We start from the raw sequence: 15,732 nt of genomic DNA, 5'->3' as shown, positions 1-15,732 counted from the left end.
TCAGGCAATATCCATGTTGATTGATACGCCGCAATTGCCAGCAAGCCGGCTCCTACAGGTCAGGGCGACCACTGCGTCTCGCCACTCAGCTGCGAACCCCTGACTTGCCGGCCGGTAAAAGGTAAACTTCCCGGCCTTCGCAGGAGCAACCATGAATTATCGTCACGCCTTCCATGCCGGCAATCACGCCGATGTGTTCAAACACCTGACCTTGACCCGCCTCATCGCCCTGATGTCGCGCAAGGAGCAGCCGTTTGCCTATCTCGACACCCACGCCGGTATTGGTCTGTATGACCTGCAGGGCGATCAGGCCAGCCGTACCGGTGAGTACCTGGAAGGCATCGCGCGTTTGTGGGATCAGCCGGATCTGCCGATCCTGACTGCCGATTACATGCAGGTGCTGCACGAGATGAACCCGGATGGCCAGTTGCGCTATTACCCGGGCTCGCCGGAATTGGCGCGGCGCCTGACCCGTGCGCAGGATCGCGTGATGCTCAACGAAAAGCACCCGGAAGATGGCGTGCTGCTCAAGGACAACATGGCCGGTGATCGCCGGGTCAAAGTGCACCTGGGCGAAGGCTGGCATGTGCCGCGTGCCATGCTGCCGGTGCAGGAGAAGCGCGCGGTGATGTTGATCGATCCGCCGTTCGAGCAGCTCGACGAGATGCAGCGTTGTGCGGCGTCGTTGAAAGAGGCGATTGGCCGGATGCGTCAAACCGTGGCGGCGATCTGGTACCCGGTGAAGGATCAGCGCGCCTTGCGTCGTTTCTATCAGGACCTGGCGGGTACCGGGGCGCCGAAGTTGTTGCGCGTGGAGTTGCTGGTGCATCCGCTGGATACGCCGAACAGCCTGAACGGTTCCGGGTTGGCGATTGCCAATCCGCCGTGGGGGCTGGAGGAAGAATTGCGCGAGCTGCTGCCGTGGCTGGCCCAGAAACTGGGGCAGACCGAGGGTAGTTGGAAGATGGATTGGTTGATTGCCGAGTAATGCTCGGCCTGTAGGAGCCGGCTTGCCGGCGATGGCAATCCAGAGTTCACCGCTGGACAGTCTGCCGCCATCGCCAGCAAGCCGGCTCCTACAAGTGATCTGCGTCAGATCGGGCAGGTCACGCCTGTGCCGCCAATCCCGCAGTAGCCTTCCGGGTTCTTCGCCAGGTACTGCTGGTGATACGCCTCGGCGAAGTAAACCGTTGGGGCTTCTTCGATTTCGGTGGTGATGTCGCCTTTGCCGGCCTTGGTCAGTTCGACCTGGAACACTTCTTTGCTGTGTTCGGCGGCGGCCAGTTGCGTCGGGTTGGTCGCATAGATCACAGAGCGATATTGGGTGCCGATGTCGTTGCCCTGACGCATACCCTGGGTCGGGTTGTGCAGTTCCCAGAACATCTTCAGCAATTCTTCGTAACTGACTTTTGCCGGCTCATAGACCACGAGCACCACTTCGGTGTGGCCGGTCAGGCCCGAGCAGACTTCTTCGTAGGTAGGGTTTGGCGTGAAGCCGCCGGCGTAACCCACCACGGTGCTGACTACGCCTTCACGCTGCCAGAAGCGACGTTCCGCGCCCCAGAAGCAGCCGAGGCCGAAGATCGCAAAATCGACATCGGTGGCGAACGGACCCAGCAGCGGGGCGTCGTGGACGAAATGTCTTTCCGGCAGGTTCATCGGGGATTCACGGCCAGGCAGAGCTTGTTCTTTGGTAGGGAGCACGTTTTTGTTCACCAGAATTTCCGAGCGCAGAACCATGATCAGTCCTCTCAGTCAGGTTGAGATGTAAATAAACAGACCATCAGTGTGCCCAATACCAGCGGGATGCGCACTACCCTTGTAGGAGCGGGATGTGTGTTTGTCAGGCGATTGGGCCGCGCGGGTAGCGTTTGAGCCTTTCGATCAGCTCGGTGCCCGGGATAGGGCGGTCGAACAGGTAGCCCTGGCCGACGTCGCAGCGGTGACGGCGCAGGAACGCCAGTTGCTCGGCGGTTTCGATGCCTTCAGCCACGACCTTGAGCTTCAGGTTATGAGCCATGGCGATCACCGCGGAGGTGATTTCCATGTCGTCCTGGTTGTCCGGGATTTCGTGGATGAAGCTTCGATCGATCTTGATGATGTCGATGGGGAATTTTTTCAGGTAGCTGAGCGACGAATAACCGGTACCGAAGTCATCCATGGCCAGGGTGAGGCCCAGGCGCTTGAGCTGGTCGAGCTGCAAGTGGGTGTCTTCGGTGGCCTCCAGCAACAAGCCTTCGGTCAGCTCCAGCTCCAGCAGGTGAGCGGGCAGGGCTTCTTCCTTGAGGATGTTGGCAATCGATGTCACCAGATCCGGATCGGAAAACTGCTTGGGGGACAGGTTGATCGCCACCTGCAAATTGCCCAGGCCCGCGGCGGTCAGGGCTTTGCTCATGCGGCAGGCCTGACGGGCGATCCATTTACCGATCGGAATGATCAACCCCGTCTCTTCGGCCACGCTGATGAACTGGTCCGGGCGGATCATGCCTTTTTCCGGATGATCCCAGCGCAGCAGCGCTTCCATCCCCAGCAGGCGACCGCTGCGCAGGCACAGCTTTGGCTGGTAGAACACGTCGAGTTCGTTCTGGGTCAGGGCGCGGCGCAGGTTGTTTTCGACGAACAGCTTGTAGCTGGCCTCGGCGTTCAGTGCTTCGGTGAACACTTGCACTTGATGTTTGCCGTTGGCCTTGGCCTTGTGCAGCGCCAGACCGGCGTTGCGCATCAGGGTTTGCGGATCTCGCCCGTGCAACGGCGCGCAGGCCAGGCCCACGGAGCCGGTGACGCTGATCAATTGGTTGTCGACGAACATCGGCTTGTCGAGGGTCGCCAGCAATTGGTTGGCCACTTGCTGGCCTACCGTGAGGTCGCTGTTGTCCAGCAACACGGCGAATTCGTTACTGGCGAATCGCGCCAGGCTGCCGCTCGGTATCAGACTATTGCGCAGACGTCGGGCCAGGCTGATCAGCAGTTTGTCGCCGGTCTGGTGGCCGAGGCTGTCGTTGATCCGCTTGAAGTTGTCGATGTCCACCAGCAACAGGCTGATCGGCGCATCGCTGTCTCGGGCAAAGCGCTCATCGAGGTTACGGATGAACGCCGGGCGGTTGCCGAGGTTGGTCAGGTTGTCGGTGTAGGCCAGGCGCTCGATGCGTTGCTGAGCGAGCTTGGTCTGGGTGATGTCTTCATAGATGCCGATGTAATGGGTCAGTTCGCGGTTGTCGCCGTAAACCTTGGAGATCGACAACTGGCCCCAGTAGGGTTCGAGGTTCTTTCGACGGCTCTTGAACTCGCCCTGCCAGCTGTTGCTCTTGGCCAGTGCCGAAGGTGCGTCGAACAGCAGTTCGCTGAGGTTTTCCAGTGCCGGCAGTTCCGACAGCCGCTGGCCGTGGACTTCTTCGGTGCTGTACTGGGTGATCGCGGTGAAGCTCGGGTTGACGTATTCGACAACGCCGTCGCAATTGACCAGCAGAAAGGCGTTCGCACTTTGCTCGACTGCGCGCTGGAACAGGTGCAGGGCGCTGGTCGCGGTGCGGCGATTGTGATTGCTGATGACCTGGGCGAACTGATCCGCCAGTTCACCGGCAAAGGCGATTTCATCGGACTGCCAGGCACGCGTCGCACCGGTCTGTTCCAGGCACAGCACGCCCACGACTTGGCCGTCGACACGGATACTGGCGTCGAGCATCGCGTTTACATCGCGCGGGCGCAGGCTTTCGGCCATTTCCCGGGTGCGCGGGTCGCGCATGGCGTTGTGCGCGTCGATGGCGCGACCGGTGTGCAAGGCGTCGAGGTAATCGGGGAACACGCTGACGTCGATCGACTCCTGCAGCAAATATTCCTGGGTCGTGCGGTGATAGGCCGAGATCGGCACCAGTTTTGAGCCGTCGAGGTGCCACAGGCTGGCGCAGTCGATTTCGTAGATGTCGCAGGCGCTGCGGGTGATCAGTTCGGCAGCTTCTTGCAGGGAATTGTTGCTGCTGTAGCGCTGGCGGGTCAGCAACAGGATCAGGTCCTGCTGGGCACGCGCTCGATCCAGATGCAGCAGTTGCTCCTGCTGGGTACGCTGGTTGAGCTCAAGGGCAATCTGCAGGCGCGAGTTCTGGGTTTCGAGGTCCAGGGCCGGTTGCAGCGCAGAGCCCTCGAGCACGCCGTCGACGACCATCAGGTAGCCGCGCAACAAGTGCCGGTTGTGTTGTTTGTAGGCTTCGCCCAGTTCCAGCAGATTCAGGGAGCCGGCGGCGGTGTGCAAGGTATAGCGGATCTGGTAATGCGGGCTTTCGGTCAGTTGCTGCTGGACGGCGTCATGCAGCTGATAGCGCGCTTCGGGCTCCATCAGGCTGGCGTAGGGCGAGTCGACCAGCGCACAAAGCTCCATGGCCTGCATGCCGAATTGGTGTTCGCAGTTGGGATCGAGAAACAGCAGCGCCCAGCTGGGTTCATTAAGCCGTTCGAAACGCAGCATGCCGAGCCGCGAGGGCACAGGCAACTGCGTCACTACCTCGGCCACCATACGGCTGGCGGCATCGGGTTGGCTTTTCATGGAGGGAAACTCGCTTCGAATTTGCTGAACGCGCCGGGCTCTCGCCCTCTGTACTGTTGCCTGCGGCAAGGTTGCATCATTGCGGCACCGACTGACAAGAGAGATGAAGGCCAAGTGCTATAAGAATATGTCGGCAGGCGATAAGTTTTCTCCAGTCTGCGGCGAAAAGTAATGGTATTAGCGAAAAGATCGCAGCCCGTAGGCGCTGCCGAAGGCTGCGATCTTTTGGTTTCAACGCAATTTGATACTGGACGATTGCAGCAGCTTTCCATCCCGATCGTGGTAATTCACCTCAATCCGATCCCCCTCGACGACCAGATGCGCGAAGTTATCCTGGCTGATGACTCTACCGGTCAGCTCATGTCGGTAATCCCCGGCGGCCGTGCGGGCCAAGGGTTGGTTGAGGATGAAGGTGGAAGCCTTGGCGTAGGGCAGCAGCTTGCTGTTGCACAGCGGGGACGAGACGATGGTGTGAACCTCGAAATCCGGATCCTCGCTATGGGTCAGCCGACTGCACAGCGAGCCATGGACATCGCCGGAAATGAACACGACGTTCTTGATGCGGTGTGTACGAATGGTTTCCAGCAGCCGTAGCCGTTGTTCGGGAAAGGCCTGCCAGGCGTCATCGCCCAGTCGTTTGCGGTCGGGGTAGAACATGACGCTGGTGACCACGAATTTGACCCGCGCCTGGCTGTGAATCAGCCAGTCACACAGCGCTTGCTCTTGGTCTGTGTCGAGAATACGTCGGTCGGTTGCCGACAGATTGCGACGGGTTCGACTGTCGGTGACAAACCATTCGATATCGCCGTCGGTGAATGGATACCAGTATTTATCGAGTTGCTTGTTTAATTGTCCGTTGGCGGAAAGTGTGTGCGCCGGGCTGTGGCTGGCTTGATATAACTCATAGGCCTTTGTTGCGTTGCGATATAAGTGTTCATCGGTTTTATGTTTATTGGCAGGCCAGTTGTCTTCTATCTCGTGATCATCAAGGATCATGTAAGTGGGCAGGCTGGCCATCAACTTGGCGATATGAGGCTGTGAAAACGCAGCGCGATACTTCTGCAGTATTTCCTTGAATTCCCGATCAGGGGCAATGATGTTCAAATCATCGACATAGATCTGATCGCCGGTCATCAGTAATGCACTGATGGGCAGTTTTGCTTGCTCCGCCAGGCGCGAGATTGACGCGAAGATCCTGTCGCCAAGGTGAGGCATCGAAGGAACTCCCGCCGTCATGCGCAGGTAACGGCAGGAGCCGACAATGTACGCCCGCGGCCGGTTGGCCTCGCTGGAGCGGGTGCGCAGGCGATGAATCGGGCGGGGCCATTGCAGCGGCAGCTCCTGCACAGAGTCCACTGTATGCGCCGGGTTCATCGGGCTGAACCAGCCGGCCTGGTATTCGTAGTCGGTGTCGGCGGCAAGGTCATTGAGTGCGATCACATCGGACATATCGCGCATCGGCTCGAGTTTGGCGAATGCACCCTTTGACCAACTCTCTTCGCCCCGTCGTCGATAACGAATGCCGGCAAATACCAACGCATTATTTTGTAAGTCTCCCCGCAGAAATATTCGCGCATGGTGAGTTGTTGTGTGGCCAAGAATTGGCCCGACGGTGGGTTTTAACATGTTCGAGTCCATTCGATTTTTAACCAGATAAATAAATGATGTTTTCAAGGGTGTTCAATAACACTCGAACTAAGCCTAGTTATTGAGCCTGAAAAAATATCTGGCCGAAATGGATTCGACTTGTAGCCGATATCAGCCACAAATGTAGGAATACACTTTTGTAATTTAAAAGCTTCAGGCAAAAAAAGCCCCGCCAATTGGCGGGGTTGAGGTACGAGCGTGGCGCTCGGAAACGTGGAACGCGAACGGCCCTCCAGCGATGGAGGGCCATTCGGGATTACAGGAGCATGGTACGGATGTCGCCCAGCAGATCGCTCAGACGCTTGGTGAAGCGTGCAGCAGCGGCGCCGTTGATCACACGGTGATCGTAGGACAGAGACAGCGGCAGCATCAGTTTCGGCTGGAAGGCTTTGCCGTCCCAGACTGGCTGGATGGTTGCCTTGGAAACACCGAGGATCGCCACTTCCGGCGCGTTGACGATCGGCGTGAAGCCGGTGCCGCCAATGTGGCCGAGGCTGGAAATGGTGAAGCAGGCGCCTTGCATGTCGTCAGCGGTGAGCTTTTTGTCGCGGGCTTTGGCGGCCAGCGCAGCGGCTTCGGCTGCCAGTTGCAACAGGCTCTTCTGGTCGACGTTCTTGATGACCGGTACCAGCAGGCCTTCAGGGGTGTCGACGGCGAAGCCGATGTTCACGTACTTCTTGCGGATGATCGCTTTGCCGCTTGGTGCCAGCGAACTGTTGAAGTCCGGCAGTTCTTTGAGCAGGTGCGCGCACGACTTGAGCAGCAGCGGCAGGATGGTCAGCTTGACGCCAGCCTTCTCTGCAACGGCTTTCTGAGCAATGCGGAACGCTTCCAGCTCGGTGATATCAGCCGAATCGAACTGAGTCACGTGCGGAATGTTCAGCCAGCTGCGGTGCAGGCTCGACGCGCCGATTTGCATCAGGCGAGTCATCGGCACTTCTTCGGTTTCACCGAAGCGGCTGAAGTCCACGACCGGAATCGGCGGGATGCCCGCGCCACCGGTTGCGCCGGCAGCAGCGGCCGGTGCTTCCTTGGCCTTTTGCATCATGGCTTTGACGTAAACCTGCACGTCTTCTTTCAGGATGCGACCGTGCGGACCGCTGGCGCCAACGGCGTTCAGCTCGACGCCGAACTCACGGGCCAGTTGACGCACGGCAGGGCCGGCGTGAACTTTCGCGCCAGGCTTGGCTGGAGCAGCGGCCGGGGCAGCAGGTGCAGCGGCGGCCGGAGCAGCCGCGGCTGGAGCCGGTGTGCTTGGAGCGGCAGCGGCAGGTGCCGGAGCAGCAGCCGGCGCAGCGCCTTTGACTTTCAGCTTGAGGATCAGGTCGCCGGTACCGACTTCGTCATCGAGCTTGATGGAAACACTTTCCACCACGCCAGCGGCTGGCGATGGGATTTCCATGCTCGCCTTGTCGGATTCCAGGGTAATCAGCGACTGGTCGGCGGCAACGGTGTCGCCAGCCTTGACCAGTACTTCGATGATCTTGGCCTTGCCCGCCGAACCGATGTCCGGAACGTGGATGTCCTGAACGCTGTCAGCCACTGGAGCAGCCGGAGCCGCCGCAGGAGCAGGTGCAGCGGCGGCAGTTGCAGCCGCCTGGGCCGGAGCGGCAGCCGGTGCCGCAGCACCTGCCACTTCCAGGTCCAGAATCAGGTCGCCGGTGCCGACTTCGTCGTTGAGCTTGACGCTGATGGCCTTGACCACGCCAGCGGCGGGCGACGGGATTTCCATGCTCGCCTTGTCGGATTCCAGTGTGATCAGCGACTGATCAGCCGCGACGGTATCGCCGACCTTGACCTGGATCTCGATGATCTGGGCCTTGCCCGACGAACCGATGTCCGGCACGTGCACTTGCTGAATGCTGGCAGCAGCCGGCGCAGCAGCAGGAGCGGCGGCAGGAGCAGCAACCGGTTGGGCTTCAGCCTTGGCGGCTGGCGCAGCGGCAGCCGCTGGGGCCGCAGCAGCGGCACCTTCGACTTCCAGCTCCAGCAGTTCGTCGCCTTCTTTCAGACGATCGCCCAGCTTCACTTTCAGGCTCTTGATGATACCGGCCTTCGGCGCAGGCACTTCCATGCTCGCCTTGTCCGATTCCAGCGTCAGGATGCTCTGGTCGGCTTCGATACGGTCGCCGACCTTCACAAACAGTTCAATTACTTCACCTTCACCGCTGCCGATGTCAGGTACGCGAATGAGTTCGCTCACAGAATCTCTCCTCAGCAGTCCAGTGGGTTGCGTTTTTCCGGGTTGATACCGAACTTGGTGATGGCTTCAGCCACAACCTTAGGTTCGATGTCACCACGGTCAGCCAGTGCTTCCAGGGCTGCCAACACCACGAAATGACGGTCGACTTCGAAGAAATGACGCAGTTTCTTGCGGCTGTCGCTGCGACCGAAACCGTCGGTGCCCAGGACTTTGAATTCCTTGACCGGTACCCACTGACGGATCTGTTCGGCGAACAGTTTCATGTAGTCGGTAGACGCGATGACCGGACCTTTACGGCCGTTCAGGCACTCTTCCACATAGCTCAGCTTAGGCTTCTGGCCCGGGTGCAGACGGTTGGTGCGCTCAACGGCCAGGCCGTCGCGACGCAGTTCGTTGAAGCTGGTAACGCTCCAGACGTCAGCACCAACGTTGAACTCTTCACGCAGGATCTTCGCTGCTTCACGGACTTCACGCAGGATGGTGCCGGAGCCCATCAGCTGAACGTGGTGCGCCGCTTCGCGGTTGTCTTCCTCGAGCAGGTACATGCCTTTCTTGATGCCTTCTTCGGCACCGGCCGGCATGGCTGGCTGCTGGTAGGACTCGTTCATCACGGTGATGTAGTAGAAGACGTCCTGTTGCTCTTCGGTCATCTTCTTCATGCCGTCCTGAATGATCACCGCCAGCTCGTAGCCGTAGGTTGGATCGTAGGTGCGGCAGTTCGGGATGGTCGAGGCCAGCAGGTGGCTGTGACCGTCTTCGTGTTGCAGGCCTTCACCGTTCAGGGTGGTACGGCCGGCGGTGCCGCCGATCAGGAAGCCACGGGTACGGCTGTCGCCAGCGGCCCAGGCCAGGTCACCGATACGCTGGAAACCGAACATCGAGTAGAAGATGTAGAACGGCAGCATCGGCTGGTTGTGGCTGGAGTACGAAGTACCGGCCGCGATGAAGGAGCTCATGGCGCCCGCTTCGTTGATGCCTTCTTCAAGGATCTGACCCTTCTGGTCTTCCTTGTAGAACATCACCTGGTCTTTATCGACTGGCTCGTAGAGCTGGCCGACGGAGGAGTAGATACCCAGCTGACGGAACATGCCTTCCATACCGAAGGTACGGGCTTCGTCCGGGATGATCGGAACGATGCGCGGGCCGATTTCCTTGTCCTTGACCAGTTGCGCGAGGATCCGCACGAACGCCATGGTGGTGGAAATTTCACGGTCGCCCGAGCCGTCCAGGATCGCCTTGAGGGTGTCCAGTGGCGGAGTCGGGATGTTGAAGCTTTGTGCGCGACGCTGTGGCACGAAACCACCCAGCGCAGTACGACGTTCGCTCAGGTAACGGGCTTCGGCGCTGCCTTCTTCCGGCTTGAAGAACGGCAGGTTTTCCAGCTCTTCGTCTTTGACCGGAATGTCGAAGCGGTCGCGGAACAGCTTCAGGCTCTCGACGTCGACTTTCTTGGTGTTGTGCGCGGTGTTTTTCGCTTCGCCGGCACCGGTGCCATAACCCTTGATGGTCTTGGCCAGGATGACGGTCGGTTGTTCTTTGTGATTGACCGCTTCGTGGTACGCCGCGTAGACCTTGTACGGGTCGTGGCCGCCACGGTTGAGTTTCCAGATCTCGTCGTCGGACAGGTCTGCAACCATCGCCTTGAGTTCTGGCGTGTTGAAGAAGTGTTCACGCACGAACGCGCCGTCTTTGGCTTTGTAGTTCTGGTACTCGCCGTCGATGACTTCGTCCATGCGACGCTGCAGGATGCCGTCGACGTCCTTGGCCAGCAGTGGGTCCCAGAAACGGCCCCAGATGACTTTGGTCACGTTCCACTGAGCACCGCGGAACACGCCTTCGAGTTCCTGGATGATCTTGCCGTTGCCGCGAACCGGGCCGTCGAGGCGCTGCAGGTTGCAGTTGATGACGAAGATCAGGTTGTCCAGCTTCTCGCGGCCGGCCAGGGAGATAGCGCCCAGGGATTCCGGCTCGTCGCACTCGCCGTCGCCCAGGAAGCACCAGACTTTCTGTTTGCCTGGCTGGATGAAACCGCGGTGTTCCAGGTACTTCATGAAGCGTGCCTGGTAGATCGCCTGGATCGGGCCCAGACCCATCGATACGGTCGGGAACTGCCAGAAGTCAGGCATCAGCCAAGGGTGCGGGTAGGACGACAGGCCCTGACCGTCGACTTCCTGGCGGAAGTTGTTCATCTGGTCTTCGGTGATGCGGCCTTCCATGAATGCACGGGCGTAAACGCCTGGCGAGGTGTGGCCCTGGAAGTAGATCAGGTCGCCGCCGTGTTCGTCGGTCGGGGCCTGGAAGAAGTAGTTGAAGCCAATGTCATACAGGGTCGCACTGGAAGCGAAGCTGGAGATGTGACCGCCGAGGTCAGAATCTTTCAGGTTCGTACGCATTACCATGGCCATCGCGTTCCAGCGTACCAGCGAGCGAATGCGGCGTTCCATGAACAGGTCGCCAGGCATGCGTGCTTCGTGGGTTACCGGGATGGTGTTGCGGTAAGGCGTGGTGATGGCGTAAGGCAACTGCGAACCGCTGCGGGTCGCCAGTTCACCCATACGGGTCATCAAATAGTGAGCACGGTCTTCGCCTTCTTTGTCGAGAACCGATTCCAGGGCGTCCAGCCATTCCTGGGTTTCGACGGGATCGAGGTCTTGCATGGCTTGCTCCAGGGCGGAAAGGCTACCAGAATCGGTTGCCTGAGTTAGCGACTGGCCTTGTGGGCAGACGTTTTGAATTCTTGGATTTGCCGACAGGTTGTTCCGGCGGCGTGTAGTTTTACTACAAATCTTCCGGCATTTCAGCCTTGGTAATGTATATACGAGTAGTAAAACTACAGATGAGCGGCTTGGGGCCCCCGGCTGCGTTGTGAGAATAATCGTTAAGGTTGGTCTTTTTCCAACTCGAATAGGTGAAAGCTTGATGCTGGCTGCCAAAAACAAAGAAATTTCAGCTATTTCTAACTTTTGTTCGACACTCCATCAGGTAGTGGGTTTTCGAAATCCACTACATGCAGCCCGTTGCACGCCGATCAAGGATAGACCATGAGCCTCCCTTCGCTTGCTGAACTGCCTGGCATTCTCCTGCCGTTTGTCACCCGTGCCGAACAGTCGTTCCGTACCGCCGTCGCCGCGCTCGATGATGACCACGGCCTGTCGGCCTGGACGCCAGAGCGTTGGGCGCAATTTGCCCGCGTGACCGCCGCCAGCGACTTCGTCATTGAACAGAGCGTGCGTGACCCTTTGATGTTGCTGGCGCTGGTGCAGTCCGGCGAACTGGACCGCAGTTTTGCCCCCGGCGAATTGTGTGCACAGATTGCAGCCGCAGTGAGCGCCGCCGAAACCGACGACCAGCTCGGCCGCGCACTGCGCCGCCAGCGTGCGCGCCATCAGGTGCGGATCATCTGGCGCGACCTGACCCGTCAGGCCGACCTGGTCCAGACCTGTCGCGATCTGTCGGACATGGCCGATGCCAGTATCGACCAGGCATACCAATGGTTGTACGCGCGTCATTGCGAGCAATTCGGCGTCCCGACCGGCCGGCGCAGCGGCGAGCCGCAGCAGATGGTCGTCCTCGGCATGGGCAAGCTGGGCGCCGTGGAGCTGAACCTGTCGTCGGACATCGACTTGATTTTCGCCTACCCCGAGGGCGGCGAAACGGTTGGCGTCAAACGCTCGCTGGATAACCAGGAGTTTTTCATCCGGCTCGGCCAGCGTCTGATCAAGGCGCTGGACCCGATGACCGTCGACGGTTTTGTGTTTCGCGTCGACATGCGTTTGCGCCCCTACGGTTCGGCGGGCGCGTTGGTGCTGAGCTTCAACGCGCTGGAGCAGTATTACCAGGACCAGGGCCGCGACTGGGAACGCTACGCGATGATCAAATCGCGGGTGGTGGCGGGCGACCAGGTGGCCGGCGCGCAACTGCAAGACATGCTGCGACCTTTCGTTTACCGGCGTTACCTGGACTTCTCGGCCATCGAAGCGCTGCGCACCATGAAGCAGCTGATCCAGCAGGAAGTCCGGCGCAAGGGCATGGCCGACAACATCAAACTCGGTTCGGGCGGTATCCGTGAAGTGGAGTTCATCGCCCAGGCGTTCCAGCTGATTCACGGCGGCCGCGACTTGAGCTTGCAGCAGCGCCCTCTATTAAAAGTACTGAGCACACTGGAAGGGCAGGGCTATCTGCCGCCAGCGGTGATCAGCGAACTGCGTGAAGGTTACGAATTCCTGCGTTACACCGAACACGCGATCCAGGCGATTGCCGACCGCCAGACCCAAATGCTGCCGGATGGTGAGCAGGATCAGGCGCGTATTGCGTTCATGCTCGGTTTCGCCGACTGGGAAGCCTTCCACGAAAAACTGATGTTCTGGCGTGGCCGCGTGGCTTGGCACTTCGCTCAGGTGATCGCCGATCCCGACGAAGAGGAAGGTGCCGAAAGCGAAGTGGTGGTGGGCGGAGAATGGTTGCCGCTGTGGGAAGAGGCCCAGGATGAAGAGGCCGCCTGCCGTCAATTGGAAGAGGGCGGGTTCGTCGATGCGCCGAAGGCGCTGAAGGCGCTGGCCGGTCTGCGCGGCAGTCCGCAATTGCGCGCCATGCAGCGACTGGGGCGCGAGCGTCTCGATGCCTTTATTCCGCGTTTGCTGGCCCAGGCCGTGGAGCACGCCAACCCGGACCTGGTGCTGGAGCGAGTGCTGCCACTGGTGGAAGCGGTGGCGCGTCGTTCGGCGTACCTCGTCTTGCTGACCGAAAATCCCGGTGCGTTGCGGCGCTTGCTGACCTTGTGCGCCGCCAGCCCGTGGATCGCTGAACAAATCACGCGCTTCCCGCTGTTGCTCGACGAGTTGCTCAACGAAGGCCGACTGTTCAAGCCGCCGTTGGCGCCGGAACTGGCCGCCGAACTGCGCGAGCGTTTGACGCGCATTCCCGAAGACGATCTGGAGCAGCAAATGGAAGCCCTGCGCCATTTCAAACTGGCGCACCGCTTGCGGGTCGCCGCTTCGGAAATCGCCGGCAGCCTGCCGCTGATGAAGGTCAGCGACTACCTGACGTGGCTTGCCGAAGCGATCCTCGAACAAGTGATGGCCCTGGCCTGGCGGCAAACGGTGGCCAAGTACGGTTCGCCGATGCGCCCCGACGGGACCGTGTGCGATCCGGGCTTCATTATTGTCGGTTATGGGAAAGTCGGTGGCCTGGAACTCGGGCATGGTTCGGACCTGGACCTGGTGTTCATCCACGACGGCGATCCGCAGGCGGAAACCGATGGGCCCAAGCCTATCGATGGCGCGCAATTCTTCACCCGTCTGGGCCAGCGCATCATTCACTTGCTGACGGCGCAGACCAACTCCGGCCAGTTGTATGAAGTGGACATGCGCCTGCGACCGTCCGGGGCATCGGGTCTTTTGGTGAGTTCGCTGGGGGCGTTTGCGCGCTATCAAGAAAGTGAAGCATGGACATGGGAGCATCAGGCCTTGGTACGGGCGCGGGTGTTGGTGGGCAGTCAGGATGTCGGCCAGGCGTTCGAGAAAGTCCGCGCCGCGGTACTGGGCAAGCCGCGTGACTTGCCGACCCTGCGCCAAGAGGTCAGCGAGATGCGCGCCAAAATGCGCGAGAACCTCGGCAGCAAGGGCACCGCAGCCGGAACCGGTGCAAATGCCTTCGAAGCCGCGGCGCCCTTCGACCTCAAGCAGGACGCCGGAGGTATCGTCGATATTGAATTTATGGTGCAATACGCGGCCCTGGCGTGGTCGCAAACGCACCCGCCATTGCTGCGCTGGACAGATAACATCCGCATTCTGGAAGAGCTGGAGCACGAAGGGTTGTTGCCCGTCGAAGATGCCAGTCTGCTACGTGAAGCTTATAAAGCTTACCGTTCCGCTGCCCACCGGCAGGCCTTGCAGAAGGACGTCGGCGTCATACCGGGTGATCAGTTCGCGGACGAGCGGCGGCAGGTCATGCGGATCTGGCGTGAGTTGGGGTTAAGCTGAAACGGGATATTTGATACGCCAATATCCCCTGTAGGAGCGAGCTTTTGTGGCGAGGGAGCTTGCTCCCGCTGGAGCGCGAAGCGCTCCCAAATCAGCTTGTGCGGTCAGTCAGATGAGAATGCGGTGGCAGGTTTTGGGGCTGCTGCGCAGCCCAGCGGGAGCAAGCTCCCTCGCCACAGGATTTATGCTGACTGACGTGATTGTGTATTGAATTGATCCGATGAGCCCCAACCGGCTCGTCCAAATGACCTGGCGGTTCACCCCCCGCAGGTGCTGGATTTTCGAGGCGGGGAGGCGTAGGCCTCCCCGGTTCGTTTATGGAAACCACATGAAAATTCTGATCGTTGGGCCCAGTTGGGTCGGTGACATGGTGATGGCGCAGACACTCTTTCAGTGTCTCAAACAGCGCCACCCGCAATGCGAAATCGACGTGCTGGCCCCCGAGTGGAGCCGGCCGATTCTTGAGCGCATGCCCGAAGTTCGCCAGGCCTTGAGCTTCCCGCTCGGCCATGGCGCACTCGAATTAGCCACGCGTCGGCGCATCGGCAAATCCCTGGCCGGTCAGTACGATCAGGCGATCCTGTTGCCAAACTCCTTGAAATCGGCGCTGGTGCCGTTCTTTGCTGGCATCCCGAAACGCACCGGCTGGCGTGGCGAGTTCCGTTACGGCCTGCTTAATGATGTGCGCACGCTGGACAAAGACCGTTATCCGCTGATGATCGAGCGCTTTATGGCGCTCGCTTTCGAGCCAGGTGTCGAGCTGCCAACACCGTACCCGCGCCCGACGCTGCAAATCGACCCGGTCACCCGCGAGGCGGCACTGGCCAAGTTCGGCTTGACCCTCGATCGCCCGGTGTTGGTGCTGTGCCCCGGCGCCGAGTTCGGCGAATCCAAGCGTTGGCCGTCCGAGCATTACGCGAAAGTGGCGGAAGCGAAAATCCGCGAGGGCTGGCAAGTCTGGCTGTTCGGTTCGAAAAACGACCACGCCGTGGGCGAAGACATCCGCGCGCGGCTGATTCCCGGCCTGCGTGAAGAGTCGGTCAACCTCAGCGGCGGCACCTCGCTGGCCGAAGCCATCGACCTGATGTCCTGCGCCGATGCGGTGGTGTCCAACGATTCCGGCCTGATGCACGTCGCCGCCGCGCTGAACCGCCCGCTGGTTGCGGTCTACGGTTCGACGTCGCCAGGTTTCACGCCGCCGCTGGCCGAGCACGTCGAAGTCGTTCGCCTGGGCATCGAGTGCAGCCCGTGCTTCGATCGCACCTGCCGTTTCGGCCATTACAACTGCTTGCGCCAACTGATGCCGCAAGCGGTGAACGAAGCCTTGCAGCGGTTGCAGGGCACTGTGGTCGAGGTCAAATAGT

Annotated in this window: 8 protein-coding genes; 3 read left to right on the top strand and 5 right to left on the bottom strand. The window is 60.1% G+C overall.

Annotated features, from left to right (window positions below; all coding sequences use genetic code 11):
* Positions 1-151: 151 nt before the first annotated feature.
* The gene (locus CKW19_RS02495) at positions 152-988 is read left to right on the top strand and encodes a 23S rRNA (adenine(2030)-N(6))-methyltransferase RlmJ (RefSeq protein ID WP_095056425.1); all 837 of its coding nucleotides are present in this window, start codon (positions 152-154) and stop codon (positions 986-988) included.
* A gap of 104 nt (positions 989-1,092) precedes the next feature.
* Here CKW19_RS02495 and msrA read toward each other — a convergent pair whose 3' ends face one another.
* From msrA to aceE, 5 genes are all read right to left on the bottom strand, one after another.
* Entirely contained in the window at positions 1,093-1,740 is a 648-nt protein-coding gene (gene msrA, locus CKW19_RS02490) for a peptide-methionine (S)-S-oxide reductase MsrA (RefSeq protein WP_095056424.1), read from the bottom strand.
* 103 nt (positions 1,741-1,843) lie between these two features.
* On the bottom strand, positions 1,844-4,537 hold the full coding sequence (locus tag CKW19_RS02485) for a bifunctional diguanylate cyclase/phosphodiesterase (protein WP_095056423.1): 2,694 nt from the start codon (positions 4,535-4,537) through the stop codon (positions 1,844-1,846).
* A 231-nt stretch (positions 4,538-4,768) separates the two neighbouring features.
* Positions 4,769-6,163 carry an alkaline phosphatase D family protein gene (locus CKW19_RS02480; RefSeq protein ID WP_095056422.1) on the bottom strand — a complete coding sequence of 465 codons (1,395 nt, stop codon included), beginning with the start codon at positions 6,161-6,163 and terminating at the stop codon, positions 4,769-4,771.
* Between the two features lie 277 nt (positions 6,164-6,440).
* The gene (gene aceF, locus CKW19_RS02475; protein ID WP_095056421.1) at positions 6,441-8,387 is read right to left on the bottom strand and encodes a dihydrolipoyllysine-residue acetyltransferase; all 1,947 of its coding nucleotides are present in this window, start codon (positions 8,385-8,387) and stop codon (positions 6,441-6,443) included.
* Between the two features lie 11 nt (positions 8,388-8,398).
* Positions 8,399-11,044, bottom strand: coding sequence for a pyruvate dehydrogenase (acetyl-transferring), homodimeric type (gene aceE, locus CKW19_RS02470; protein WP_095056420.1), 2,646 nt, complete (start codon positions 11,042-11,044; stop codon positions 8,399-8,401).
* Positions 11,045-11,428: 384 nt separating this feature from the next.
* On the opposite strand from aceE, the gene glnE reads away from it, so the two are divergent.
* Positions 11,429-14,368: a bifunctional [glutamate--ammonia ligase]-adenylyl-L-tyrosine phosphorylase/[glutamate--ammonia-ligase] adenylyltransferase gene (glnE, locus tag CKW19_RS02465; protein WP_095056419.1), complete on the top strand. Its 2,940-nt coding sequence runs from the start codon at positions 11,429-11,431 to the stop codon at positions 14,366-14,368.
* A 328-nt stretch (positions 14,369-14,696) separates the two neighbouring features.
* Positions 14,697-15,731 carry a lipopolysaccharide heptosyltransferase II gene (waaF, locus tag CKW19_RS02460; protein ID WP_095056418.1) on the top strand — a complete coding sequence of 345 codons (1,035 nt, stop codon included), beginning with the start codon at positions 14,697-14,699 and terminating at the stop codon, positions 15,729-15,731.
* Position 15,732 lies beyond the last annotated feature (1 nt).

It is taken from the genome of Pseudomonas sp. Irchel s3f7 (assembly GCF_900187615.1).
Classification (GTDB): Bacteria; Pseudomonadota; Gammaproteobacteria; order Pseudomonadales; family Pseudomonadaceae; genus Aquipseudomonas.
Note: the sequence above shows the minus strand (reverse complement) of the source record. Positions and strands in the feature narration are given on the sequence as shown.